The sequence below is a fragment of the Herbaspirillum sp. ST 5-3 genome (assembly GCF_004804275.1).
In the GTDB taxonomy this organism is placed as follows: domain Bacteria; phylum Pseudomonadota; class Gammaproteobacteria; order Burkholderiales; family Burkholderiaceae_D; genus Noviherbaspirillum.
Map to the genome: position 1 here is coordinate 111,882 of NZ_STGI01000015.1, position 25,396 is coordinate 137,277.

At 63.3% G+C, this 25,396-nt stretch carries 24 protein-coding genes and 1 riboswitch; of the genes, 8 read left to right on the forward strand and 16 right to left on the reverse strand.

The genetic code is table 11. The features are described from left to right. Nucleotides 1–96 precede the first annotated feature (96 nt). The 3 genes from E6W33_RS23035 to E6W33_RS23045 form a co-directional block, all read right to left on the reverse strand. The gene (locus E6W33_RS23035) at nucleotides 97–2,079 is read right to left on the reverse strand and encodes a tetratricopeptide repeat protein (RefSeq protein ID WP_136419709.1); all 1,983 of its coding nucleotides are present in this window, start codon (nucleotides 2,077–2,079) and stop codon (nucleotides 97–99) included. A 195-nt stretch (nucleotides 2,080–2,274) separates the two neighbouring features. Further along, a complete protein-coding gene (locus E6W33_RS23040) occupies nucleotides 2,275–2,667 on the reverse strand; it encodes a putative Ig domain-containing protein (RefSeq protein ID WP_168798731.1) in 393 nt (130 codons plus the stop codon). A 128-nt stretch (nucleotides 2,668–2,795) separates the two neighbouring features. Continuing rightward, entirely contained in the window at nucleotides 2,796–3,191 is a 396-nt protein-coding gene (locus E6W33_RS23045) for a GFA family protein (protein ID WP_136419711.1), read from the reverse strand. A gap of 348 nt (nucleotides 3,192–3,539) precedes the next feature. Here E6W33_RS23045 and E6W33_RS23050 point away from each other — a divergent pair, with 348 nt between their 5' ends. Further along, entirely contained in the window at nucleotides 3,540–5,567 is a 2,028-nt protein-coding gene (locus E6W33_RS23050) for an NADPH-dependent 2,4-dienoyl-CoA reductase (protein WP_136419712.1), read from the forward strand. Nucleotides 5,568–5,588: 21 nt separating this feature from the next. Here E6W33_RS23050 and E6W33_RS23055 read toward each other — a convergent pair whose 3' ends face one another. Next, nucleotides 5,589–6,056, reverse strand: a complete 468-nt coding sequence (locus E6W33_RS23055) for a helix-turn-helix domain-containing protein (protein WP_168798732.1) — start codon at nucleotides 6,054–6,056, stop codon at nucleotides 5,589–5,591. 181 nt (nucleotides 6,057–6,237) lie between these two features. Here E6W33_RS23055 and E6W33_RS23060 point away from each other — a divergent pair, with 181 nt between their 5' ends. Further along, nucleotides 6,238–6,711, forward strand: coding sequence for a DUF4148 domain-containing protein (locus E6W33_RS23060; RefSeq protein WP_136419714.1), 474 nt, complete (start codon nucleotides 6,238–6,240; stop codon nucleotides 6,709–6,711). 232 nt (nucleotides 6,712–6,943) lie between these two features. After that, nucleotides 6,944–7,129, forward strand: a complete 186-nt coding sequence (locus tag E6W33_RS23065; RefSeq protein WP_136419715.1) for a DUF5668 domain-containing protein — start codon at nucleotides 6,944–6,946, stop codon at nucleotides 7,127–7,129. A 1-nt stretch (nucleotide 7,130) separates the two neighbouring features. On the opposite strand, the gene E6W33_RS23070 is transcribed toward E6W33_RS23065, so the two are convergent. From E6W33_RS23070 to E6W33_RS23080, 3 genes are all read right to left on the reverse strand, one after another. Further along, complete coding sequence (locus E6W33_RS23070) at nucleotides 7,131–7,628, reverse strand: HEAT repeat domain-containing protein (protein ID WP_136419716.1); 498 nt, start codon at nucleotides 7,626–7,628, stop codon at nucleotides 7,131–7,133. 12 nt (nucleotides 7,629–7,640) lie between these two features. Continuing rightward, nucleotides 7,641–11,438, reverse strand: coding sequence for a hypothetical protein (locus E6W33_RS23075; RefSeq protein ID WP_136419717.1), 3,798 nt, complete (start codon nucleotides 11,436–11,438; stop codon nucleotides 7,641–7,643). Between the two features lie 362 nt (nucleotides 11,439–11,800). After that, nucleotides 11,801–12,115: a hypothetical protein gene (locus tag E6W33_RS23080; protein ID WP_136419718.1), complete on the reverse strand. Its 315-nt coding sequence runs from the start codon at nucleotides 12,113–12,115 to the stop codon at nucleotides 11,801–11,803. 55 nt (nucleotides 12,116–12,170) lie between these two features. After that, nucleotides 12,171–12,257, reverse strand: a riboswitch (cyclic di-GMP riboswitch). Nucleotides 12,258–12,627: 370 nt separating this feature from the next. On the opposite strand from E6W33_RS23080, the gene E6W33_RS23085 reads away from it, so the two are divergent. Then, entirely contained in the window at nucleotides 12,628–13,095 is a 468-nt protein-coding gene (locus tag E6W33_RS23085; protein ID WP_136419719.1) for a hypothetical protein, read from the forward strand. A 2-nt stretch (nucleotides 13,096–13,097) separates the two neighbouring features. On the opposite strand, the gene E6W33_RS23090 is transcribed toward E6W33_RS23085, so the two are convergent. Further along, nucleotides 13,098–13,742, reverse strand: a complete 645-nt coding sequence (locus E6W33_RS23090) for an MBL fold metallo-hydrolase (RefSeq protein ID WP_136419720.1) — start codon at nucleotides 13,740–13,742, stop codon at nucleotides 13,098–13,100. A 76-nt stretch (nucleotides 13,743–13,818) separates the two neighbouring features. Next, nucleotides 13,819–14,940 carry a hypothetical protein gene (locus tag E6W33_RS23095; RefSeq protein WP_136419721.1) on the reverse strand — a complete coding sequence of 374 codons (1,122 nt, stop codon included), beginning with the start codon at nucleotides 14,938–14,940 and terminating at the stop codon, nucleotides 13,819–13,821. A 34-nt stretch (nucleotides 14,941–14,974) separates the two neighbouring features. Between E6W33_RS23095 and E6W33_RS23100 the strand changes: the two genes are divergently transcribed. Together E6W33_RS23100 and E6W33_RS23105 are read left to right on the forward strand one after the other, a co-directional pair. Further along, entirely contained in the window at nucleotides 14,975–15,208 is a 234-nt protein-coding gene (locus E6W33_RS23100) for a hypothetical protein (RefSeq protein ID WP_136419722.1), read from the forward strand. After that, nucleotides 15,205–16,023, forward strand: coding sequence for a thioesterase family protein (locus E6W33_RS23105; protein ID WP_247869748.1), 819 nt, complete (start codon nucleotides 15,205–15,207; stop codon nucleotides 16,021–16,023). Before E6W33_RS23100 ends, E6W33_RS23105 begins: the two co-directional genes overlap by 4 nt. Here the strand turns inward: E6W33_RS23105 and E6W33_RS23110 are convergent. Then, a complete protein-coding gene (locus E6W33_RS23110) occupies nucleotides 16,013–16,774 on the reverse strand; it encodes a VIT1/CCC1 transporter family protein (RefSeq protein WP_136419723.1) in 762 nt (253 codons plus the stop codon). The two genes, E6W33_RS23105 and E6W33_RS23110, sit on opposite strands and share 11 nt — an antisense overlap. A gap of 216 nt (nucleotides 16,775–16,990) precedes the next feature. On the opposite strand from E6W33_RS23110, the gene E6W33_RS23115 reads away from it, so the two are divergent. Then, nucleotides 16,991–17,203 (forward strand): hypothetical protein, encoded by a 213-nt coding sequence (locus E6W33_RS23115; RefSeq protein WP_136419724.1) that lies wholly within the window; start codon nucleotides 16,991–16,993, stop codon nucleotides 17,201–17,203. A gap of 46 nt (nucleotides 17,204–17,249) precedes the next feature. Here the strand turns inward: E6W33_RS23115 and E6W33_RS23120 are convergent, their stop codons facing one another. The 4 genes from E6W33_RS23120 to E6W33_RS23135 form a co-directional block, all read right to left on the reverse strand. Further along, a complete protein-coding gene (locus tag E6W33_RS23120; protein ID WP_247869749.1) occupies nucleotides 17,250–18,494 on the reverse strand; it encodes an FAD-binding oxidoreductase in 1,245 nt (414 codons plus the stop codon). Nucleotides 18,495–18,570: 76 nt separating this feature from the next. Further along, nucleotides 18,571–19,989: a saccharopine dehydrogenase C-terminal domain-containing protein gene (locus tag E6W33_RS23125; RefSeq protein WP_136419726.1), complete on the reverse strand. Its 1,419-nt coding sequence runs from the start codon at nucleotides 19,987–19,989 to the stop codon at nucleotides 18,571–18,573. 258 nt (nucleotides 19,990–20,247) lie between these two features. Beyond that, nucleotides 20,248–20,751, reverse strand: a complete 504-nt coding sequence (locus tag E6W33_RS23130) for a BCAM0308 family protein (RefSeq protein WP_136419727.1) — start codon at nucleotides 20,749–20,751, stop codon at nucleotides 20,248–20,250. A 47-nt stretch (nucleotides 20,752–20,798) separates the two neighbouring features. Further along, on the reverse strand, nucleotides 20,799–21,377 hold the full coding sequence (locus E6W33_RS23135; RefSeq protein ID WP_136419728.1) for a hypothetical protein: 579 nt from the start codon (nucleotides 21,375–21,377) through the stop codon (nucleotides 20,799–20,801). A 471-nt stretch (nucleotides 21,378–21,848) separates the two neighbouring features. On the opposite strand from E6W33_RS23135, the gene phaP reads away from it, so the two are divergent. Then, a complete protein-coding gene (gene phaP, locus E6W33_RS23140; protein WP_136419729.1) occupies nucleotides 21,849–22,409 on the forward strand; it encodes a TIGR01841 family phasin in 561 nt (186 codons plus the stop codon). A gap of 13 nt (nucleotides 22,410–22,422) precedes the next feature. Here the strand turns inward: phaP and lon are convergent, their stop codons facing one another. Both lon and E6W33_RS23150 read right to left on the reverse strand, forming a co-directional pair. After that, entirely contained in the window at nucleotides 22,423–24,882 is a 2,460-nt protein-coding gene (lon, locus tag E6W33_RS23145) for an endopeptidase La (RefSeq protein ID WP_136419730.1), read from the reverse strand. Between the two features lie 24 nt (nucleotides 24,883–24,906). Continuing rightward, nucleotides 24,907–25,311, reverse strand: coding sequence for an Hsp20/alpha crystallin family protein (locus tag E6W33_RS23150; protein WP_247869750.1), 405 nt, complete (start codon nucleotides 25,309–25,311; stop codon nucleotides 24,907–24,909). Nucleotides 25,312–25,396: the final 85 nt, after the last annotated feature.

Consider the following 25,396-nt stretch of genomic DNA (forward strand, 5'->3'; position numbering starts at 1 on the left):
TCAGGGAATTGCATGGCAGCGTCGCTCGAAGTGTGGGGAAGGCGCCGTGATCCGGCGCCGGCCACGAGTGTAACCCATCCGCGGCGCCGTTCTGCCTTATTCGATGTCGATATGTGCGGTGCTGCCCTTGATGAAGTTGCGCCACATGCTGCGGCATGCCTGCTGAAAGCGCGATGCGAGCAAGTCATGGTCGCACAGCACCGACGTCACAAGCCGCTTGCGTGCGCCTTGCCGCAGCGTACGCAATTTCGCCGGCGCGCCGACGAGTTGCGCCGCGATATGTGCCATCTCCTCGCCATCGGCGGCGATCAGGTTTGCCATGCCGGCACCGCGTGCAATCAGCTCGCCGAACCGGCCGGCGTGATGACTGCCGGCGATCGTCAACGTGGGTACGCCCATCCACAGCGCATGCATCGCCGTGGTATGGCTGTTCCATGGGAAGCAATCGAGAATCAGGTCGATTTCATTATGCAACGCGAGATACTCTTGCATCGCGACATGACCGCGGAACTCCAGCCGCGATGCCGGCACGCCATGTTCCGTAAATGCCTGCAACAGTCGCTCGCGTCCGCTCTCTGCGCCAAGGCCCTTGGCGACGAACAGCATTTTCGCGTTCGGCACCGCTTCCAGCACCTGCGCCCAGCGCGCGACCGTCGATGCGCTAACTTTGTTGAGCCGATGGAAAGAAGCGAAAGTCGGAAAGCCGTTCGTCGTCATCGGCAAGTCAGCGACCTCGACCGCGCTGTCCGGCAGGCGATAGGAAGCGAAACAATTGCCGAGCCTGCAGAGCTTTTCGGTGTAATGCGCCTCGGTCATGCCGATCGGATCGAGAAGCGCATCGGTGATGAAATAGTCCATGTGCGGCAGACCGGTCGTCGCCGCATAGCCGAGATAGCTCGCTTGCACCGGCGCGACGCGAGTGCCGAACAGCCGCACGCGTTCGGATGTATGGCCGCCGAGGTCGAACAGAATGTCGATGCCGTCCTTGCGCACCAGTTCGGCGACTGCTGCGTTGTCGGTCAGGTGGAAGGTGTCGGTCCAGCCGTCCGCGTGTTGCCGCAAGCGCGCGGTGACTTCGTCGGCCGTGCGCACATCGGAATAGAAATGGAGCTGGGACTGCGTACGGTCGATGCGCGCGATCAGGCTTTCGAGGAAGAAGGCAACCGGATGTTCGCGCAGGTCGGCCGAGACGAATCCAAGGCGCAGCGGACGATCGGGATTCCGGTCCACCGTGAGCGGCGCCATTTCGGCCGCCTGCGTCGTAATGCGCGCTGCCCATTGCTGGTGCTCGCGCAAGACTTGCTGCGGGTCATATGGTTCGACGAAATTGAGCGCGAACAGGCGCGCATTCTCGGTCGGCTGCGACGCGTTTTTCTCGAACAGCTGAATGGCCTGCGCGACGTCGCCCATTTCGAGATAGCTGCGCGCCGCGTTGAACATCGCAACCCCGTCGTCCGGCTTGATCTCCAGCGCGCGCTCGCCGTAGTGCACCGACTTGTGGAAATCGCCAAGGGAGTAGTGGCACACGCCGGCGTTGAGGTTGAGCGTGTAGTTGTCCATGCCGAGCGCGAAGGCGCGCTCATACGCCGCGACGGCGCCCTCGAAGTCGGCCTTGCCCTGGCGTGCGATGCCCAGGAGTGCCTGCACGTCGGCCGCCTCGTGGCGGCGTGCGAGCGCAGCCAGCACTTCGGCGGCCTCGTCGTATTGTTCGAGCGAGATCAGGCAGGAACCGAAGTTGTGCGTGGCCTGCGCATGCAAGTGCGGCGAAGAGTTGACGATGGCCTTGTGATAGCACGCCATTGCCTGTTCGAACTCGCCGCGGGCGGAATAGGAGATGCCGAGGTTGTACCAGAGGTCGCCATGCCTGGGATTGTGCGGGACGGCTTTCTTCAGCGCGCTTTCGGAACCGGCGTAGTCGCCGAGCATGCCCTTGGCCTGTCCAAGCAGGAACCATGCTTCAAAGCCCTTGGGCGCTTTTTGCACCGCTTTCTCAAGTTCCGGGAGTGCCAGTTCGGCATTGCCGGCATGGAGGTGTGCCCTGGCTCGCTGCAGAGCTTTTGCGACGCGTTCTGGATACATGGATCATCTCTGGTAATCGGCCGACTGACAGGCAGTCACAGCGATCCTATCGGCGCACCGGGCGCGATTCCATGAACTCGATCAAGGTTTTCCGCGCGAAATTGCTATTGCGTGCGTGACCTTCCGGGTGACGACGGGGTGATGTAGGCGGCGTCTCCGAAGGCGCGTAGGACAGGCTGCCGCGGGCGGACAGACTCAGGGAGATATCGTGATTTTCGACAGGATTGGTGTGTCGTTGTAACCCGGCAGGCGAATGCTGACCAGGCTGCCTGCGTTGAACGCGATGTCCTTGATAGGCGTGCCGGAAATGACGCCGGTGCGGCGGTCCAGCAGCAGGCCGGAGGGCAGCGCCGCGTCCTGCACGAACTCGCCTTTCCCGGCGCAGGTGGCCGGCACGCCCGAGAGAACCGGCGTTGCGGTGAGCGGCACGTTGACCTTGCCGCGCACATCGGTGGCGATCTGTCCGTTGGTATTCCACTGCGCGGTGATGCTCAGCGGCGTCTCGCTGGAACAGGGAATCAAGCCGTTCTCGCCGCCGCATGCGGCGAGCGTCAGTGCAGCGACAGCGCTGTACAATCGTTTCGACATATCTTCCTCGGTACGTGGCGAAGCATGCGATGCGGCTTGCATTCCATGTATCGATCGTATCGATATCGCAATCGCGTCACCGGAAGTTTTTCATGACCCTGGAGGACATTGTCTCGACTTTCCGGCACTCATCTGCCAGGCGGCCATTCGGGCCAGGATCTCACACCCTCGTACTGCAACCAGGCAACGTCGTGCGACGCCCAGATATGGGCAACCGGCCGGATACCGGGATCGTCGTCGAGCGACGCGACCCGCACGATGACATGCGGCTGGTGCGTGCGTTCCGCGATCAGGTGCGTGCCGCATTGCGAGCAAAAGCGGCGAAATTTGCCGGGCGAAGATTCATAGGAAGAGAGCTTGTCTTCGCCCCTGGACCAGCGAAAATGCGCGCGCATGACGCCTGCGGTCGAGACGAAGGCAGCCGCCTGCGCCTTTCTGCATGTGTGGCAGTGGCAATGGCTGATCGGCATGTCGATGCTGTCGATCTCGTAGGCAACGGCGCCGCACAGGCAGCTTCCTCGCATGGCATTTCCTTTCCTTTGGGCCGTGAGATGTCACAGTGTAAATCAGCCGGCTTGCACGATCCGTATGCGCATGGGACCGGTCAGTGTCGTTTGATGTCGATTAGTGGTTTGCCACTACAACAGGCGCGCCCCGCTCTTGTAGACTAAGAGCCCATTTCGGCAGGTAGCGCCCGCAGCTTACAGGCCAGGAACGACGGATACTGCGTTGCTCGTCGTTGCCATAGCCACCGCTATGTCGCCTCCTCGCGCCTTGTCTGCGCCATTCCTGGCCTGCAATCCGCAGACACTACCTGCCGAAATGGGCTCTAAGCCGCTCGCGTTCATGCCAATCAACAAGAATCCTTCATCATGCAGACCTATCCGCACTTGCTCGCGCCGCTCGATCTCGGTTTCACCACCCTGCGCAACCGCGTCATCATGGGATCGATGCACACCGGGCTGGAAGATCGCTTCTACAACTATCCGAAACTGGCCGCGTATTTTCGCGAGCGCGCGAAAGGCGGCGTCGGCCTGATCGTGACCGGCGGCATATCGCCCAACCGGCAGGGCTGGCTGCTGCCCTTCGGCGGCACGGTCAGCAATGTGCTCGATGTGATGAATCATCGCTGCGTCACCGATGCGGTGCATGAAGAAGGCGGCAAGATCGTGATGCAGATCCTGCACGCGGGCCGGTACGGCTACCAGCCCTTTGTCGTATCGGCATCGGCGCTGAAGTCGCCGATCTCGAAATTCACGCCGCGTGCGCTGGACGAGAAAGGCATCGCGCGCACCATCCACGACTACGTGCGCTGCGCCAAGCTGGCACGGCGGGCCGGTTATGACGGCATCGAGATCATGGGCAGCGAGGGCTACCTGATCAACCAGTTCCTGTGCGCACGCACCAATCGCCGTATCGACCGCTGGGGCGGATCGATCGAGAACCGCATGCGGCTGCCGGTGGAAATCGTGAAGCAGGTGCGCGCGGCAGTGGGAAGCGATTTCATCATCATGTATCGGCACTCGCTGCTCGATCTGGTCGAGGGCGGCAACACCTGGGAGGATGTGGTGGCGGTTGCCCGTGCGCTGGAACAGGCCGGTGTGAACATCATCAACACCGGCGTCGGCTGGCATGAAGCGCGCGTGCCGACCATCGTCACCTCGGTGCCGCGCGCGGCATTTCGCAGCCTGGCCGGCCGCCTGCGCCAGGCCATCTCGATTCCCGTGGTGGCATCCAACCGCATCAACACGCCGGATGTGGCGGAAGACATCCTCGCCACGGGCGACGCCGACATGGTATCGATGGCGCGCCCCTTCCTGGCCGATCCGGAATTCGTGAACAAGGCGGCAAGCGGCCGCGCCGATGAGATCAATACCTGCATCGCCTGCAATCAGGCGTGCCTCGACCATACCTTCGCCAACAAGCGGGCAAGCTGCCTGGTCAATCCGCGCGCCGGCCATGAAACGGAACTGGTGTATCGCAAGACCGCGCAAGCGCGCCGCATCGCGGTCGTCGGTGCCGGCCCTGCCGGTTTGTCTGCGGCCACGGTGGCGGCCGAGCGCGGGCACGAGGTCACGCTGTTCGAAGCGAGCGACCGCATCGGTGGACAGTTCAATTACGCGATGCGCATTCCGGGCAAGGAAGAGTTTGCCGAAACACTTCGCTATTACAAGCGGCGCGTCGAGCTCACCGGCGTGAAGCTGGTGCTGAACAGGAAGGTCACGCGCGAGGAGTTGCTGCAACTCGGTTTCGACGAGGTGATCGTGGCGTCCGGCATCGTGCCGCGCACGCCCGGCATCGAGGGTATTGCGCATCCGAAGGTGCTGTCCTACCTCGACGTGTTGAAGAACAATGCGCCGGTCGGGCGGCGGGTCGCGGTGGTGGGTGCAGGCGGTATCGGTTTCGATGTCAGCGAGTTCCTGCTGCACGATCCGCGGGTGCCGCTGCCCGAGCCGCTGCACCACTGGCTGGCGGAATGGGGCGTCGATCTGAAGGCAGGCAGCAACGGCGGCCTGTGCGCGCCGACGCCGGAACAGCCGGTGCGCCAGGTCTACCTGCTGCAGCGCAAGGCATCGAAGCTGGGCGCATCGCTGGGCAAGACCTCGGGCTGGGTGCACCGCGCCACCCTGCTGCGCAAGGGCGTGCAGATGATCGGCGGCGTCAGTTACCGCAAGATCGACGATCGGGGTCTGCACATCACGGTCAACGGCGAGGAGCGGCTGCTGGAAGTGGACAACGTGGTGATCTGTGCCGGCCAGGATTCGCTGAGGGAATTGATGCCGGCCGAGGAGGCCGGGAGCGGGCCGCGTTTCCATCTGATCGGCGGCGCATCGGTTGCGGCCGAACTGGATGCGAAGCGCGCGATTCGCGAAGGCGCGGAGCTCGCCGCGCGCTTGTAGTCAAGGCCGCCGCGGGCAGGCTCAGTCCTGCTTGCCCTCGGGGTTAGCTTCCGCGTCCGGTTCCAGCAGGCGCACTTTACCCAGCACCAGCGGCCCGCCGCACTCCGAACAGGTTTGCCCCGGCTTGGTGAACTTGCCGCATTCGGTGTGCAGCAGCACCATCGGCGCGCAGTCTTCCCTCGGCAGCCATTCATTCCCGAAGCGCATCAGCTCCAGCACCACCGGGAACAGCCCCTTTCCGACATCCGTCAGCTCGTACTTGTATCGCAGCGGCCGTTCCTGATAGGGCGTCTTCGCAACGACCTTGGCTTCGATCAGGCGCGTCAGCCGGTTGGTGAGGATATTCGTCGCGGCACCGGTCTGCTTCTGCAAATCATCGAAACGTTGCGAACCACGGAACAGGGAGCGCAGCACCAGCAATACCCATTCATCGCCGATCAGGTGGGCGGAACGAACAATCGGGCAAGTCAGCGGCGCGGCCGGTTTCACACATTTCTCCATAATTTTCATTGTAATGACTTGCAAAATAAAAGTCACTGGTTTATGATGAATTCGTGGCTTGCAAAATGCAAGTAACTAAGGCGCTGTTGAGGGGCGCAGGTAGCCAACACCGGTTGCCGACCGCCCGTCGCCGCCCTTTCCCGATTAACCATCCCGATGGAGAAATAACATGAACGCCAAATTATCCAGCATCGCCATTGCTCTTATTGCAACATCCACCACCGCCTTCGCTGCCGATCTCGCCGAACCGTCCCGGACCCGCGCCGAGGTGCGCGCCGAACTGGAACAGGCTTATGCCCAAGGGCAAGTCGGTCAGACCCGCGAATACGTTGAATTCAACCAGGCCGCCGTCGGCAAGTCGCGCGAGCAAGTCCGCGCCGAGCTCGCCGAAGCCCAGGCGCAACCGAAGCCGGTGATCAACACCGGCGAATACGTGGAGCCGGCTTCCTTTGCCTCATCCAAAACGCGCGCCGAAGTCCGCGCGGAACTGGACCAGGCCTATGCTCAAGGTGAAGTCGGACGCAATACGGAATTCGTGGAATTCACCAATGTTGCTTCCACGCGCAGCCGCGATGCCGTCCGCGAGGAAGCGATCCGGGCCGCGCGCGCCGCGCGTACGCAAGGAAATCAGTCCGGCAGCTAAGGCGCACCGCACCAGGACTTGCCACGAATACAGCTTGTCTCCCTCTCCACGTCTCTGATGTGGCCTCGCCCGCACTCTGTTGCGGGCGTTTTTTCGTCCGGACGCGGCGTGCCGGCGCAATTCGCACCGGGAAAGATGCGCTTTATCCCGTGTTTCCGCATTTGATCGCAAGGTGGTGGCGGCGGCTCATGCGGGTCCCTTATCCTGTTCTCACTTCACAAGGAGAACCCGCATGGAAATTCAACACACCAGCCGCCGTAAAGGCTTGTTCTTCCCGACCATGCTGATCCTGGTCGGCACCCTGCTTCTGCTGGAACGAAGCGGACTGATCGACCGCCATCTGCTGTGGCAATGGCTGCCGCTGCTGCCGGTCAGCATCGGTGCCATGATGCTGTATCGCAGGACCAGAACAGACTGAATCAGCGTTTCCCGTCCGTGGAAAGCACGCTCTCCACGACCTTGCTTGCGCGATGCGGCAGGTCCGCCGGATTGGCCGACTTGTACGCCGCCACGCTCGCGAGCGCCTTGTCCGAACCGATCGCCAGCAAGGCGCTGACCGCCTCGGCGGCAAGCAGCGGCGGCGCATCCCTTCGTCGCAGCAACTGGCCGAGCTTGTCGACACCGGCGTCGTTCTTCTGCCGGCCCGCGGCGCGCATGGCGCGAATCGAGACGTCCGTGTTGGCGTCGTTGAGGAGCAGCGGCACCGTCTCCAGCGCCTGCTGGTGATCCATCCATCCGAGCAACGCGACTGCGTTGTTGCGGACCTTGGGGCGCAGGCCGGGATAGGTGCCGAGCGCGGCCTCGCACACGACGGTGACGGCTTCGTTGCCCCATGACTGGATGGTCTGTCCTGCATTGGGAGGGATCTCGATGGCGCTCAGGATTTTCAGCACGCGGATTTCGTTTTCGGTGGGCATCGCGGTTTCCTCCTAGTTTTGCGTATCTGCGGCCAGGCACTGGGCCACAGCGGTCGGGACATTGAGCTGGAACAGCGAGCCAACGGGAAGCGTGGTGGTCTTGCCATCCTCGAAGTTGGTGGCGCCGATGCGCGCCGGATCGACTTGGCCGGGGTCGATTGCCATGCCGTCCGACGTATCCCAGAAAGGATACATGAGGAAGGCTTCGTCGCCGTCCTCGCATGCACGATTGAAGAATGTCCCCGGCCCTTCGCCGGAACCGTCGCACTGATGGCGCAGGCACAAGGCGTGACCGACCTCGTGCGCCACCACCTGCTGCCAGTCCACCGGGCCGAGCGGGCCGCCTTCGTCGCCGATGAACAGCGGACCGCCGCCGAAGTAGGAATAGGCGGTGGACACGTCGACGTCGCGCACGAAGAAAAAGTTGAGCGCTCCCGCCACGCCCGGCGCGGCATTGAAGAGGTTGGTGTCGGTGGTGGTATTGAGGCCGGGCCAGATGTTGGCGTTGTTGTCCGCGACGGTGACCGTGCCGACCGGCTGCACGAGACGGAAAGCAATGCGTGCCTGCAACCACGGGATGCTGATCGAATTCACCGCGCCTTCCAGGAACAGGTTGGCGATGTCCGCGGCGCTGCGCGTGGTGCCGACGCCGGCCGTGGTGCCGACCACGCGGAAGGCAGCGCAGCGCACGACGATGGTATCGCTGATGCGTGCCACACGTTCGCCGCGACTCCTGCCGCCGTCCGGATTCTGCACCACGATCCTGCGCACGCCGCGCAGTCCCCCGAGGAAGCCGCCCGGCACCTGGATGTTGATGGCGGTGCGCGTGACGCCGACCACCGGCAGGTTGAAGGCGCTGGCAGGCGACACGGAACGGTCTTCGGCCAGCACCTGCAATCCGGGACGGAACGCAAGACCAGTCAGCGTCACGCTCTGGTTCTCCACCCAGCGCGTGCCGGGTGCGATGTCATCGAGTTTCGGCAACACGCGCAGCATCGCGCGGTTGCTGCGCCGTTCCGTCACGCCGGCGGGCCGGATCACGACCGGATGAAAGCCGCCCTCGGAGTCGGTCGGCACCGTGAAGGAGGCCTGCGTGCCGCTCGTTACCGGCCCGATGTTGACGCCGTCGAAGTAGACGCGGTCGATGGATGGATCGAAATTCTGGCCGGTGATCTGGACCTGTTCTCCCGGCTCCGCCTCATAGACGTTCAGTGTCAGGATGTGCGGATTATTGAACTCCTGCTGCCATTGCTCCGCAGTGATGGGCAGGATCTGGATCGCATCATCCGGCGTCGGCGAACCGGGATCGCCTGCGAATCCTTGGGAGCCGGGCGCGCCTCCACCACCGTCGCTGCCGCGTCGTTCGGGATGCTCGTCGCACCAGGTCTCGCAGTCGGCGGTGCCGGCCGGGCCGCCGAATCCGCCAGTGCCGGGATTGCCGGCCGGACCTCCGGCCCCGCCCTGGCCGGGATTGATATCGATGACCGGCGGCGCCGAAGCCATCACCGCGATGCCGGGCGGCGTGGTGAGGATCGTCACCCGTCCGCCCTCGCCGCCACGCCCGCCCTTGCCGCCGCGTCCGCCGTCTCCACCCTGGCCGCCGTTGCCGCCGAAGCCGACGCCGCGGCAGCAACCGCCGAAGAAGGTGCCGTCCGCCCTCAGTCCCACTGCGCCGTCGCCGCCGCGACCGCCATCCTGACCGCGTCCGCCGTCGCCGCCGTTCTGTCCGCGCAGATCGATGGGCGGAATATTGCCGGTGGCGTCGAGCAGGTACATGGTCACGATGGGCGCGGGCGTGGGCGCATCCGCACCGCCGTTTTTCGAGGGATGCGGGAAGGCATCGCCGTCTCCGCCATCCTGCCCGTTCGCGCCGGGCGACGTGCCGTTGGCGCCGCTCGGCGCCGGGTTGGGCCAGTAGGCATGGGCGGCATCCAGCGCAGGCAGTTCCCAGGAAATGCGGCTGGCGCCGTCGTGCCGGATCGAGGCGGCGATCACGACCAGCTCGCGTACTTCCTTGCCGATGATGATCTGCTGGCCGCGGATGTCCCATTCGTTCGCCAGCACGACCGCGGTGTCGTGCAGCACGTCATTGGGGCGGTAGTACAGGATCGCATTGCCCAACAGCTCGGAGAACGCGTAATGCTGCAGCACGGGGAATGTCGTCGGCGGCTGCACCACCGGCGCGAGATAGGCGCCGGTGCGCAGCATGCGCATCGGATCGAGGCGGAACCGTCCCAGATCATTGATGCTGCAAACGCCGGCGGCGGACATGAAGGTACGCGCGCGGTCGATCCACATGCGGATGTTTTCCGGCGCCATGATCGCTTGCGGCACCGCGGTGCCCAGTCCAGGATTGCGCACCGCCAGCGATTGCAGGATGCTTTCGATCTGCTGGGTGACGCTGGGGAAGAGGAAGCTGAAGCCCGGCACCAGACGATCGACGGGAAGCTGCGTGTGCACGATGCCGGTCACCATGCCGCCGGAGCTGTTGGTCAAGGTGAGATGGAACTGGCCGCCGGCCGCGATGTCTTCCGGCGTGATGGCGAGCTTGACGCGCTCCGCGCCTGTCAGCTTGCGCTTCTCGGTGCCGCGCGGCCCCTGCAGCATCAGTTCGCCCTGCTTGCCCGGCCCGAGATCCACCAGGAATTCTGCCTCGCCGGGATTGCTCGCCGCGAAGCTGCGCGAATAGGTCGCGTCCGCCGCAAGGCGGATCTGCGCGCGATCCTCGCCGCCGGCGCGCTTTGCGCCCAGCATGCTGCGCGCGGCATTGACCGCTTCGCCGAACAGTCGGCTGTGAACCGGCACGGCGCGCTTTTCCTTCTGCTGGAGCGCACGATGAAACAGGTCTTCGGGCTCGGCCGCCGCCAGTTCTTCCAGCGTGCGGATACCCAATGCGGGAAGCACGCGCGCAACGCCCGCATAGTCGATCGGCAAGCCGTCGAAGTGCCAATCCGGCGGATCGGGATCGATGATGTGCGCCGGCTTCATCACGACCACCGGCAAGTCGATCAGGTCAAGCAGATCGACGACGTCGTTGACATCGCTGTCGTAACAACTGGTGGCAATGCCGTCGTCCACGTCCCAATGGATGACGCCGTAGGGGAATTGATCGATCTCGGCAACGCCTTTGACGAGCTTCACTTTTTCGTTGAACACGACGCGCCCGCTGCGCGTGTCGGTGGCGCGTATCCGGACTTCGGATGCCTGCGTTCCCTTCACTGCCAGGCGCACCTTCGCCGTTCCCCGCGATGGTGAACCGTCGAGCCGCACTGCCGCGCGCGTGACATCACCCTCGCGAACGACGAGCCGCATCGCGCCCCGCCCTGATGCGGACGATGCCGCCTTCAACTGATATTCACCCGGTGGCAGTCCGCCGGCACGAAAACGCCGCGTGTTTGCGTCGATGGGAACCGTTTTGTTTCCGGATGGCCCGGTCAGGACAACGGTGCCGGTTTTCACTTGCGCGCCATACGGGTCCTCGAGCCGGATATCAATGGCGCCCTGGCCGGATGCGATGGGCAGCTTCGGCAAATCCTTCAGTTCCGCCTGCAGCTTGCCGATCAGGTCGGGCGTCACATCGCGCGTCGGCACGACGGCGCGAATCGGCACCTGGCCGGGTCGCTCGACGGTGAGTTCGCTCAAGGGTTCCACTGCTTCGTAGATCTGGGTTCGCGGCGCCGCCGGCGGTGTAGGAAGAGCACGCATGAAGCGCTTTCCCGTCCCTCGCGGCTGTCGCTCCCTGCCGCCACCCTCGCCCTTGCCGCCCTTGTCGTGACACTCGCAATCTCGCTTGCCCGGATCATCACTCATCGCTTCCTCCTCTGTCAAAGAGACATACCGACGCTCGCGGATGCGAACGTCCTGCGGAAATGTCCGGCACTGACAGATCGGAAAACCGACAGTGGCAATGATTGTTTTGGCTGCGGGCCAAGCCGGCGCGGCCGTTTTTATTGCCAATTGAGTGGGATTCGAACGGGAAAGTTGCGCGCCGCTACCTCTTCTTCATGAGATAACGCAAGGAGACGCACGGTCCGCACCGAGCGTGCGGAAAGGCGGCGGAAATCGGAAAAAAGCCGGACGCCGCGTGCGATCAAGACAGCGACCGGGCAAGGGTGATCGGAGGGAGTAGCGCCTTGCGAACGCAGGCGCAGCTTCTAAAAGAATTCTGAAGGCTAGCGCGCCATGCCGTAATAGCGTCCGCTCGGTGCGGTGGATTGATAACGTCTTTCCGCAATGGTCCACAGCTTGGCGGCATGGGCATTGCGGTCGTCGATCGCCTTCTTTTCGCTACCGCCGGCGACCGCGTCGCCCTGCAATGCGTCCGCCACGCCTTCCTTGAAAGCCGTGCGGAAACGCTCGGAGTCAAAGCACTTGTTCGAGCCCTTGCCGACCACGATGGTCATGGTCGAGCCGTCATTAGCAAAGCCGCATTCGGCCGAGGCGGCCAAAGGCAGCAGTAACAGGAGGGCGATCATGAGCTTTGGCATGGAATCCCCATGGAAATGCAAGGCATGCCAATGCCAGAAGCTTGACTTCGCTTCAGAAGGCGGCCCCGCTGCCGTGAGAGATGACTCTTTTAGGCCGGAAGCTTTGCGTCCCGGTCTTTCGACCGGTTTGCCCTGCGGTTAGATGTGGATTGAGTATAGCAGCTTGTTGCCGTATGTAAACTTTATTGCATTGTCATTACTTTTTGGCAATCTTCTCCCATCCGGCGCCCTCGCAGTTGGATCCCACTTCAGGCGAATCCGGCGCGACACTGCCGCGCGACAAACGTATCGGCGCAATCGGTGATTGCCCCACAATGCCGCAATATTTTCGATGACGGGATTTCTCGCCGCAGCAATCATGTCCAAAAGGCGGGCACGCGTTGCGCGCCTTATCTCAGCATTAACTCAGCTTTGATGCAGCGTTGACACAGCAGCAAGCAGTTCCCGCAACGTTCCAGTCAGGGAGCCGATAGCGACGCCAGATCGCATGATTCTTCATTGATGGAGACATTATGGGGCGGCAAAAACAAGGTCTTGCGCAGTCTTTTACCCCTGGCATCTTTCTCGTCGCGGCAGCCCTGCTCGCGGTCGCCGATTGCCGCGCGGCCTCGCAAGGCATGACCGAAGACGATCTGCGGCATGCGTCGGCGCGTGGCTGGCCGGACAACCTTTTCAATACTTCCCTCTACGCGGCCAACGGCAATGTGATCGAGATGTTCGGCGATGCCGGCAGATTCCTCAATCCGCTCGGGTCGCTGCTGGAGGCGGACACCGGCTTTCGGGACGTTGTCTACAATCCCGCCGATCCGTCGATTGTGGCGGACCGCGACGGCAGCACGATGATCCGACTGCCGAGCACCATCGGCGAAATCAGCCTTCGCAACATCCGCGTGAAGGGTTCAAACGGCGCCAGCTTCGGCAGTGTGACTATTCGGGGAATCGATCTGCGCGGCACGGTCATCAAGATCAGCAAGCACTGACCTTAGCCGAAGCGCATGTCGGCGACGAAGGGATTGTTCTTGCGTTCGTCGCCGAAGGTGGATGCCGAGCCGTGCCCCGGCACGAAGGTGACGTCGTCGCCGAGCGGCCACAGCTTGTCGCGAATGGAATGGATCAGGGTGTCGTAATCGCCGCGCGGAAAATCGGTGCGGCCGATCGATCCCTGGAACAGTACGTCGCCGACCAGCGCCAGGCGTTCGCCGCGATGGAAGAACACGACATGTCCCGGCGTGTGGCCGGGGCAATGGAGTACTTCCAGCGTCTGCGCGCCGAAGGACACGGTGTCGCCGTCCTTGAGCCAGCGATCCGGCTCGAAGGGATCGGCGGGCGGAAAGCCCATGCGCCGCGTCGCCTCGCCGAGCTGGTCGAGCCAGAACTTGTCCTCGATATGCGGGCCTTCGATCGGCACGCCGAATTCCTTGCGCACCAGGTCGGCGGCGGCGCAATGGTCGAGATGGGCATGCGTCAGGAAGACTTTTTCCAGCGTCACGTCGAGTTGCTTCAGCGCGTCGCGCAGGCGCGGCACATCGCCGCCCGGATCGACCAGCGCAGCGCGCCGGGTCTCTTCACAAACCAGGATGCTGCAGTTCTGCTGATAGGGCGTAACGGGGACGATGGCGCATTGCATGATGAGTCGGTCGGGAAAGAGGTTGCGGGCCGATGCTTTTCGGCCCGCTAGTATGCCACGACCGACCTTGCGGCACTCAGTCCGCGTAGTTGTTTTCGGTATGGAAGCCGAATAGCATCTGCACCGGATTGTGTTCGTCATACGGCGAATTGGCGTCGCCTTCAATCTGGGTCAGCTGGTTGCAGAAGCGCGTGATGTGCTTCTTCGTGCCTTCGAAAATATCGTGGTACTCGGCCCAGCCCCAGATGTAGAAAAATTTCGTGCCTTTTTGCACCGCTTCCAGGTCTTCCTTGCTGAGTGTGCCGGGTACCGCTTCCACCATGCTCTTCGGTCCGGCGATGGTCGGAATCAGGTCTTCGCGCGCATGCGGGAAATCGAAATCCTTGGGCAGCGGCTCGTCCAGCAGGCGATAGGTCGTGTTGATCGACAGGCCCTTGGTCGGCGTATTGCCGCTGTTGGCCCAGACCGGGTGAATGGTCCACTGGTAATGGTTGGTCTGCGGATCGTGATGCAGGTAGGTTTTGATCTCGCGGATGAACATGAATGCGCGTTGTCCGGAAATCAAGGCGTCTTCCGCCACCCGCGCGCTCTTCTCGGCGACGCTTGCGCTGTCGCTTGCAACACGCACGGCATCGCGCATGCGGCGTGCCTGCTCCCAGCCGAGCAAGACCAGCAGGCCGGCAAACACGGCGATCAGCACGTCGGTGATCTTCACTTCAAAGAGGAAACTGTCGAGCCAGCCGGCTTCCTTCGCGGACGGGACCGACGCTGCGGTTTCCGCCTTGAGCGGTGTGCTGTCTTCCCTGACTGCCGGCACTTCTGTCTTGGGCGCTGCGGCTTCCGGCTTCGCCGGAGCACTCTCGGTCGCGGCCGGCGTGGCTTCCACCTTCGCCGGTGCCGCTGGCGGTGTCGCTGCCTGTGCCACTATTTGTGTCGCAGCTGGCGTCGCTTCTGCCGTGGCAGGTGTCGCGTCCGTTGCCGCCGCCGCGACGACCGTGTCAGCGGGCGCGGCCTCGGCGTGGCGACTGTGTTTCCTGGAGCGACGGGAGGATTTGTCCTTGCTGCTCGCGGCAGCCGCTTTCGAATCCTGTGCCGCCGCGGCTTGCGGCGCGTCCGATTGCTGCGGATCTTCCGCGTACGCTTGCTGGTCGAGGCCAACGGCGATCAACAACGCCGCACATAGATGTCTGACTTTCATGGTTCGTCTCCCGGGGTGAGTAGCTGATTGGGCAATGCTGGCGAACATTGCCCAAAGTCTTGGAAAGCACATTAGTCAGGAAAAACTTGCCGGAGTTCAATATCGCTGCGCGAATGACGAGAGCATTTTCAAAGGGATTTCCGGCGGTGCCGAACTGCCGAGGGGCATCGTTGTCGCAGTGATATTGGCCGGGAGCCTTGCGATGTTGTCGAGCAGGCTCGCCTTATTTTGTTTATCATTGAAATCGAACGAGTGTTCTATTTTTTGACAAAGCCATCCATGCCCACGCCGCATCCTTTTGATCAAGCCATTTCCCTCACGCGCGGTGAGGATGACCTGTTTTACGGCCATACCTCCGAGCACTACTGGAACGCCATCTCGCCCTTCGGCGGCACCACCGTCGCGACACTGCTGCAAGCGATCCTGACCCATCCGCAGCGGCTGGGCGACCCGCTCGCGCTGACGGTCAATTTCGCCGGCCCGATCAAGAAGGGGCCTTTCACGGCCCGCGTGCACCCGGTGCGCACCAGCCGTTCCACCCAGCACTGGCAGATGGAGATCCGCCAGGGCGAGGAGAGCGAACCGGTGATCACCGGCACGGCGGTTTTCGCGGTGCGCCGGGAGACCTGGTCGGATACCGAATCGAAGCTGCCCGAGGTCGCCGGCCCGGAGCGATTGGCGTCGTATGTGCGCCCGGTCGCCGTGCCCTTCCTGCAGATGTACGACCTGCGCTATGCCGACTGCGATCCGCTGGGCGGCAGCGAGAGCAGCGTGACCCAATGCTGGATCAGCGATGTGCCGGAACGGGTGATCGACTTCCCCGCCATCGCGGCCTATTGCGATGTCTTCGTGCCGCGCGTCTTCGTGCGCAAGGGCGCGCCCATCCCGATCGCGACGGTCACCCTCAGCATCAACTTCCATGTCGACAATGCGATGCTGGCGCAGCATGAGGGAACGCAGGCGTTCGGCAAGGCCAAGGCCAATGCCTTCAACGGCGGTTTCTACGATCAGGAAGCGCAGCTCTGGTCACGCGATGGCACGCTGCTGGCGACCACGCATCAACTGGTGTGGTTCAGAGACTAGCAATCCCCATCACCGCGCGCAGCACATAGCCGGTCATGAAGGAAAGGCCGGCCGCCACGCTGCCGGTCAGGAGCGTGCTCAAGCCCGAGCGTATGACCGGCCGTGCGAAGACCAGGCTCTTGAGCATGCCGATCAGGAAAAACACCAGGGCGGCCAGGGCTGCGCTCAGGACGAACTGCCGCTGCACCGGCAAGGCCTTGAAAAACAGCGGGATAAGCGGAATCGCGCCTGCGGTGAGAAACGCGATAAAGGTCGTCAGCGCCGCCCGCCACGGGCTTGCTCCCGTCTTCTGCACGCCATGCTCTTCGGTGAGCATGGTGTCGATCCACAATCGCTCGTCGCTGCAGATGGTGTCGACGATCTGTTCGAGCTGCGCGCCGTCAAAGCCCTTGGCGCGGAATATCTGCCGCACCTCTTCACGCTCGCCTTCGGGAACCGTCGCGATGTGCTCCGCCTCCATGCGCCGGATGCCGTCGATGAATTCATGCTGCGCCTTGATCGATTCGTAATTGCTGACGGCCATGCTGAAACCGTCCGACAGCAGGTTGGCGAAACCGAGCACCAGCGCGACCGAGACCGGAAACTGCGCGCCGACCGCGCCCGACACCACGGCAAAGGTGGTGATGCAGCCATCGATCGCACCCAGCACCGCGTCGGACACGTTCTCCGACGCGGCCGACTGGCGCAGGCGCTGCTCGATGGCGTCCGGTCGATGTTCCCGATGGAGATCCTCAAGACTGGTCTTTTTCACTGGGGCGGGTCCCAAGAATGCGCGCGGCGGAAGGAGTCGGTTTTCATCTTGCCATGCTCATGACGGAATCACAACCTGCTTCATCGGCATGCGCGGCGGATATACTATTGCCGGCCGAAACGGCTTCCGGAATACTTATTCTGGGTTAAGGAAATGCCGTGCGCGATTCATTAGCATGGCCTGGAAAGCTCTTGACGATACAGTAGGAGGTGCGCAGTGCAGCATTACTACGTAAACAAGGAAGCAAAGCCGGACGGGCATCACGAAGTCCATGTTCCCCGGTGCATCCACCTTCCGGAAGCAAACGACAGGGTCTACCTGGGCGCGTTCATCAGCGCCAGCGAGGCGATGCGCCAGGCGCAATCGCATTACGGCGACGCGCGCGGTTGCCGCTGGTGCTGCAACGGAGCACCAGCCGCGCAAGCATAGCGCTGAAGCAGCGATTCGCTGAGACCGGAACGCGCGACGGCGGGCATCAGATCAGATCCCGCAGCCGGTAATACAAGACCCCGAGCGCCACCGCCGGCTTGCGTATCCACGCGCCCCTCGGAAATGGAAAATGCCGGATGCGCGACAGCAGGTCGAAGCGCTCCGCCTGGCCGGCGATGGCTTCGGCCACCAGCCGTCCTGCCATGCCGGCCAGCGCGAGTCCGTGACCCGAGAATCCCTGCAGATAGTAGATGTTGCCGCCCAGCCGGCCGAAGTCGGGTGCGTGATTGATGGTCACGTCGACGAAGCCGCCCCAGGAATACGGCACCGCGAGATCCGCCAGTTGCGGGAACACCGCCAGCATGCGCCGCCGCAAGTGCTCGACGAGGTCGGGCGGGGTCGCACCGCTGAAGGCATCGCCCCCGCCGAACAGCAGGCGATTGTCGGCGCTGACGCGAAAATAATCGAGCACGAAGTTATTGTCCGACACCGCGGCGCGGTAGCGGATCAGGGTGTCGGCGCGTTCCGGGGACATCGGTTCGGTGGCGATGATGTAGGTGCCGGCCGGGATGATGCGTCGCGCCAGCTCGGGCGCGAGCCGGCCGCCGTACTGTTCGAGATAGACATTCCCCGCCAACACGACGAAGCGGCATTGCACCTCGCCGCCATCGGTCTTCACGAGCGGCTTGTCGCCGCGCTCGATGCGGACCACGGCGGAGTCCTCGAACATCTGCACGCCAGCGGCCTTTGCCGCCTCGGCCAGTCCGAGGCAATACTTCAGGGGATGCAGATGGCCGGACAGCGGATCGAAGGCGCCGGCGAAGAACTGTTCGCTGGCGATCCAGTTGCGGATCTCCGCCGAACCGATCCAGCGCATCGAGTAACCATAGGCGCGTTCCAGGTGCTCCACCCAGGCGTCCAGCGCGCGCGCCTTCTTGCCATTCACGGCCAGCGTCATGTAGCCCGGCGTGTAGTCGCAATCGATGCCGCAGCGCGCGATCCGCTCATTGAGCAGGCGCAGCGCCTCGACTGAAATCTCCCAGGCATGGTGCGCCTCCTGCGGCGGCAATTGGCGTTCCATCGCCGCCTGGCCCGCGTAACCGACGATCACCTGTCCGCCGTTCCTGCCGGACGCGCCCCATCCTATGCGGCGCGCTTCCAGCAAGGTCACCGAATAGCCGCGCTCGGCCAGCTCCAGCGCCGCCGACAGGCCCGCGTACCCGCCTCCGACCACGCAGATATCGGCCGTGATGCGCCCCGCGAGCGCTGCGGCCGCGGGTGGCCGCAGCACGCTCGCTTCATAGTACGAGCAGTCGTTGAGCCCGGCTTCTTTTTTCAGCAACACGGGAAATCCCCGTCATGGTAGTTTAGGTCACACGGAAGTTCTTGAATTGCCAAGGGTCGCTGTCGTCGACGTCTTCGCCGAACAGCCGGCCGCGCTCGCACAGCGGATTCCAGTCGCCGTAGACGCCGACCACCTCGCCCAGATAGGGCCTGGCGATCTGCATGATGGCCTCATGATCGAGATCGTCCGGTTCGATGATGCCGGCATGCGGATTGCGCAAGGCCCATACGATGCCGGCCAGGATGCCGGCCACCACCTGCAGGCTGGTCGCGTTGTTGTACGGCGCCAGTTCGCGCGCTTGTTCGATGGACAGGCGCGACCCATACCAGTACACCCCCTTTACATTCCCCATCAGCAGCACCCCGAGCTCGTCCATGCCCGCCACCACTTCATCGCGGATGATGCGCTTTTCCGAGGGCGCCTGCCAGTTCTTGCCCGCCATTTCGTGAATCGACAGCACCGCATCGTCGCAGGGGTGGTAGGCGTAGTGCACCGTCGGCCGGTAGAGCAGTTCGCCATCCTTGCGCAGGGTCAGGTGGTCGGCGATCGAGATCGATTCGCTGTGCGTGATCATGAGGCCGTGATACGGCCCTTCCAGCGGCGTCCAGCTGCGCACGCGGGTGGCGGCACCGGGGCGTTGCAGGTAGATCGCGGCGCCGCTGCCGAAGGTGTGGTGCTCTGCATCGGCCGGCCAGTGCCGCTCATGCGTGCCCCATCCGAGTTCGGCCGGCTGCAGCCCTTCACCGATGAAACCGTCGACCGACCAGGTGTTGACGAATTCGCCGCGCCGCTTGCGTCGCACGGTGTGCTGGGTGTCGCGCTCGGCGATGTGAATCGCCTTGATGCCGAGCTGCTGCGCCAGCCCCGCCCAGCCCGGATGGTGGACGGGATTGGCGACTGTCATGTCGTTATCGGCGGCCATCCGCAGCAAGGCCTGCTTGACGAAGATGGAGGCCAGCCCGGGATTGGCGCCGAGCGTCATGATCGCGGTCGGTCCGGCGGGCTGTTCGTGACGCAGGGCCAGCAGTTCTTCGCGCAAGGCGTAATTGGATCGCTGCGAGGCCGACAGGGAGACATCACAATAGCCGCCTGCCCATGGCTCGATGCAGGTGTCGAGATACAGCGCGCCGCGCTGGCGGCACAAGACAATCAGCGCGTGGCTGGACACATCGACCGAGAGGTTGAGCAGGAAGTCGCCTTCCTGCAGCAGGGGTTCCAGCACGGCGCGGTAATTCTCTCTTTTGAGCGGCAATACCTTGTGGGCGACGCGGAATTCCCGTGCGATATGCAGGCCGTCGATGTCAGCGGAAATGATGCGGATTTGTTCGGGATCGATATCGAGGTGACGCAGCAGCAGCGGCAGCATGGCCTGTCCGATGCTGCCGAAACCCACCATGACCAGCCGTCCGCGGAATTGCGCGTGTTTCAGTTGTTGTTTCATCTTGTGCCGGATTTCCTGACATGGCGCAGCGATATGCCTTTTGCGCAAGGCAACAGAACGGGCTTGACCGCCGCCGCTGAATCACTGGAAATTGGACATTGCAAAGACGCTGCGGTTGCAATCAGGCCGCAGTGCCCTTGCTTCTACCGATAGTAGAAAGCGAGAATGCATTCCACCCCTTGCGCAATTTCAATACGCGGCAGGAATGGATGGAAGATGTTGTCCGGCCTCAAAGACGGGCCGGATCTCCGGCAGGAATCAGCGCTCCCAGTGCAGCCGCAGCAGGTGTTCCGCCTCGTTGTAATGGAACGTGAGATCGCCCTTGTACGCCCGTTCGAGCGCTTCGCCGATGCCGCGCGCGAGGTGCACGTCGGTGGTCTCGATCAGCAAGCGGCCGTCTTCGGCGCGGAAGGACATGATGCGCTGCATCGGGTGCTCGGTCTTCTCATGGATTTCCGCATGGCGTATGAGATTGATGATCTCGTCCTGGTGTTCGCGCGCGAAGTTGCCGCTGATGCTGATGTAACCGGCGGCCTGTCTGTCGGCGATCCTGCGGCAGGCCGGGCAACGCACCGCGACCGCCCCGGCCGGAGGCAGCGCCCATTGCCACCGGCCGTCATCATAGACCGCGGCGCACTTCTCGCAGACGGCCGGCCCGGAAAGCTTTTCATCGCGCTGATAAGGATCATGGTGCTGTTCGTCGAGCACCTGCAGATGGCGGCCCGGACGAAAGGCCGATAGCGGCGGTTGTGCTGAATTCATGATTTCATCTCCCTTTGCAAAAGAAGCGACGCGGCCAGGGCGTGTCTTCAGTGCGCATAGCGGGGACGATCGCCTTGTCCCCGGCGCGGTATGCCGTAGTAGCAGGCTTGCCTGGTGCCCTTGCGTCGCGCTACCGGGGCGAGCAGGCATTGCGCCGCGATCTGGAACCACTCCTCGGTCGAGAGCAGGCGGTATGCGGCGGGCAGCAACTCCTTCTCTTCCAGCGAGAAGCGTTCGTGAAGTTGTTCGCAGTAGAGCTCGATGGCCGTGACCAGCTGTTCGGCACCGGCTTCCTGGCCGGTGAGAATGCGTTGCGCCTGGTCGCAGGCATAACGGAGGATGCGCGTCGAATTGGTGTTGATCGAGTCGAGGCGCGTGAACATGCTGGCGTCGTCGCAAGAGACCTTGTGCACGGTCGGCATGAGGTAGAGTTCCACCTTGCGCTCGTGACAGTAGCGGTTCACCTTCATGAGGCGCTTGAAGACGGTTTCCAGCCAGGGCAGGCTGATTCCATTCTGATCGATCCACGGTTCGGCGTGCAGGGACTGTTCCAGCCCGGCGAGAATGCGTCGCGCATTCTGCTGTTCCTTCGACAGCATGCCAATGGAATAGGTGATGGTCAGCATAGCGCATTCCTTTTTTCGGAGACGCAGCGCATGCGATCGGCGGTGGCGCCGATGCGATCATGTCCGGGGCAAGCACCGGCTTCATTCCTTCCGGTTTTGTGTTGTCTCCGCCATGGATTGCAAAATCAGCATTCTCCAGCGTACACGAAGACGCTGGTCGAAGCATCCGGCGCGCTTGACTGCCGTCAATGAAATCTCACCTTGCGCCGAGGATTTTTTCGGAACTTTTCAAGCAGCAAGCTTTCAGCGACAACGCTGTCTGCGTCGTTGCCGCACGAGTAGTCATCCGGCTTTTCGTTTCCGCTCGAACAGCCGCGCCGCGCAATCCTTGAAATGATTGACCCAGGTCAAAAGCGTTTCATGACTTGTCTTTGGACGTGGCCTACATTGATTAGGCACTGAACAGACGATTTCCGGAGCGCCGCCCTCGCCGGTGTTATTGGCGCAGGTCGACTGACAAGGAGAATTGAAATGCTGCTACCTACACAAGACCAGATCTCGGCCGCGACGCGGGCGCAACTGCAAGCGCAGCTTGACCTGTGGACGAGCCTGAACAGCAAGGCGATCGAAGGCCTGATGCAGTTGGCCGATCTCAACATGGCTGCGGTGAGGAAGAGCCTGGAATCCTCTTCCCAAGCCACACACCGCCTGCTCTCGACGGAAAAACCGACTGCGCCGTTCTGGATGGAGTCGTCCCGCTCGCAACAGGATATCGGCGACGTGCTGTCCTACAGCCGCGCCGCCGCGCACATCGCGCTCGGCATCGGCGCCGAAATGGCGAAGCTGATGGAAAGGCAGATCGACACCGGCAGCCAGGAAGCGGTCAAGCTGTTCGGCGACGTCGCCAATACGATTCCGAACGGCAGCGCGATGGAGTTCATGAAGTCGGCCCTGGGCAACGCGGCCTCGAGCTACCAGCAGTGGGTCAAGACGACCGAGGAAGCCGCCGAGACGATGAGACACGGCCTGTTGGCCGGCACCGAAACGGCAGCACAGCAGGCCGCGAAGACGCACCGGCGTGCGAAGCACTGATCTCGGTCTATACCTATACCGAAGCCAATACAGGAGCCAATGCCGCCGCTGCCTGCGGCACGGCGGCATGGATCGCATCGTCCACCGTTTCCAGCCACACGAACGCCAGCCGCTGGCGGGCCTCTTCCGGAATGTCTTCCAGGTCGCCCTTGTTCCGGCTCGGCAGCAGCACCGTCTGAATGCCGGCCCGCAGCGCGGCCAGCACCTTTTCCTTGACGCCGCCCACCGGCAGCACCAGTCCGCGCAGGCTGATTTCTCCCGTCATCGCACAATCGCTGTGCACCGGCTTGCCGGTCACCAGCGAAAGCAAGGCGATGAACATCGCCACGCCCGCGCTCGGCCCGTCCTTGGGCGTCGCGCCGGCCGGCACATGCACATGGATGTCGCTCTTGTCGAATAGCGCGATGTCGATGCCGTAATCCGCCGCATGCGCGCGCAGCAGACTCAGTGCCGCCTGCGCGCTTTCCTTCATGACGTCGCCCAGTTGTCCGGTCAGGATCAGCTTGCCCGAACCCGCACTGCGGCTGGCCTCGATGAACAGGATATCGCCGCCAACCGGCGTCCACGCCAGCCCGGTCGCGACACCGGGCACGCTGGTGCGCATGGCAATCTCGCTTTCGAATTTCGTGGCGCCGAGGATGGCGTGCAGGTCGGGCTCGTCGATGCGCACCTGCTGCGCGCTGCCCTCGGCGATGCGCACCGCGGCATTGCGCAGGACGCTGCCGATCTCGCGCTCCAGGTTGCGCACGCCAGCCTCGCGCGTGTAATGCCGGATCACGCCGTGCAAGGCGGCATCGGTGATCTCGCACTGCTGCGGCGAAAGGCCGTTGGCATCCAGCTGGCGCTTTACCAGGTAGCGGCGCGCGATCTGCGCCTTTTCCTCTTCCGTGTAACCCGGCAGCGTGATGATCTCCATGCGGTCGCGCAGCGGACCGGGAATGGTGTCGAGCATGTTGGCGGTGCAGATGAACATCACACGCGACAGGTCGAAGGGAACGGCGAGGTAGTTGTCGCGGAAGGTGCCGTTCTGTTCCGGGTCGAGCACTTCCAGCAGCGCTGCCGACGGATCGCCATGCACGCCGATGCTCAGCTTGTCGACTTCGTCCAGCATCATCACGCAATTGCGCGATCCGGCCTTGCGTATGGCCTGGATGATGTTGCCCGGCAGCGCGCCCATGTAGGTGCGGCGGTGGCCGCGGATCTCGGCTTCGTCATGCACGCCGCCGAGACTCACGCGGGCGAACTTGCGGCCGGTGGCGCGCGCGATGCTCTGGCCGAGCGAAGTCTTGCCCACGCCGGGCGGCCCGACGAAGCACAGGATCGGGCTCTTGCCATCCGGCTTGAGCTTGTGCACGGCGAGGTATTCGAGAATGCGCCGCTTGATCTTTTCCATACCGAAGTGATCGGTGTCGAGGATGCGGCGCGCTTCGGCGATATCGATCCGGTCCGGCGTCTCGTGCGACCACGGCAGTTCGCTCAGCCATTCGAGATAGGTGAGCAGGATGGAATATTCGCCGGATGCGTCGGGCATGCGCTCCAGCCGCTTGAGTTCCTTGAATGCGTGCAGCTCCACTTCCGGCGGCATGCCTGCCTTGCGGATCGCCTGCTCGAGCTGCTGCAGCTCGGTGCTGTTGGCACCGCCCTCGCCCAGTTCCTGCTGGATGGTTTCGAGCTGCTCGCGCAGGATGATCTCGCGCTGCCGGTCGGTCAGCCGCTCGCTGGTCTGTTCGTCGATGTCGCGTCGCAGGCGCAATACCTCGATGCGATGCCCGACCAGCGCCAGCACCTTGTCGAGCCGCTCATGCAGGTCGATGGTCTCCAGCACGTCCTGCTTGTCGACCGGCTTCAGGTCGATCAGGCCTGCGGTCAGGTCCGCCAGCGACGACGCCGACATGACGTTCTGCATGACGCCGACCATTTCTTCCGGCACCTGCGGCATCAGGTTCAGGGTTTCCGCCAGCTTTTCCTTGAGCTGCAGCATGCGCGCTTCGACATCCGGTCCGTCGGATTCATCCTCGCTCAGGCGCTCCACGCGCGCCGCGAGGAAGGGATAACCGGGCAGGAATTCCAGCACGCGAAAACGCTGCTCGCCCTGGCACACGACATGATGCGAGCCGTCGGGCGTGGTGATGTAGCGCAGCACGGTGGCGGCGGTGCCGATCTCGTACAGCTCGGCCCGCCCGGGCAGAGCGGCATTGGCATCGCGCTGCAGCAGCACGCCGAGCTGTCTGCCGCTGCGCGCCGCTTCCTGCGCGGCGGCGATGCTGATTTCCCGTCCGACGGTGATCGGCATGACCAGGCCGGGGAACAACACGAGGTTGCGCACCGGGACGATGATCAGCACGCCCTCCGGCAGTTCGATTGCCGGCCCGAGGTTTTCCGGCGCGACGCTGGTCTCGATGCTGGTCAGTGTGGCCGCATCGGATTCGGCCACCACGCCGAACAGATTGCCCGCACGATCGTCAATGTTCATGGTTCACCTGATGGGCTGGTCGGTTCATCGGATTTTGCGCAAGCTCAGTGTCAGACAGCCGTTCGCCCAACTGCGCTCGCCAAGCTCGAACAGGCCCGGCGGCAAATCGACATGCCGCTCGAAACGGCCGTAGGGAATCTCCAGCCTGCGCAACACGGAGCCGCCGGGACCACTCATTGGCCGCTCGGCCGATATGAACAGGGTGCCGCCGTCGATCAGCAGCGCCACGGAATCGGGCTCCACACCGGGCAAGGCGATCAGGATGGTCAGCTCCGACTCGGTTTCGAAGATGTCAAGCGGCGGCTCCCAGCAGGGCCTGCCCATCTGGGCTCCCGGCTGGAAAAAACGCCGCTGCAGGCGGTTCGCCCGTTCCAGCATGTCCAGGGCTTCGGACCACATCAATTTGAACGGATCGCGCGGCATAGGCATCAAATCTCCACCGGACGCGCGATGCGCTGCCGGTCAGCTACGATAAGTGCGGCATCGTTACCGCGTGACGCGGTAACCTTGCTTC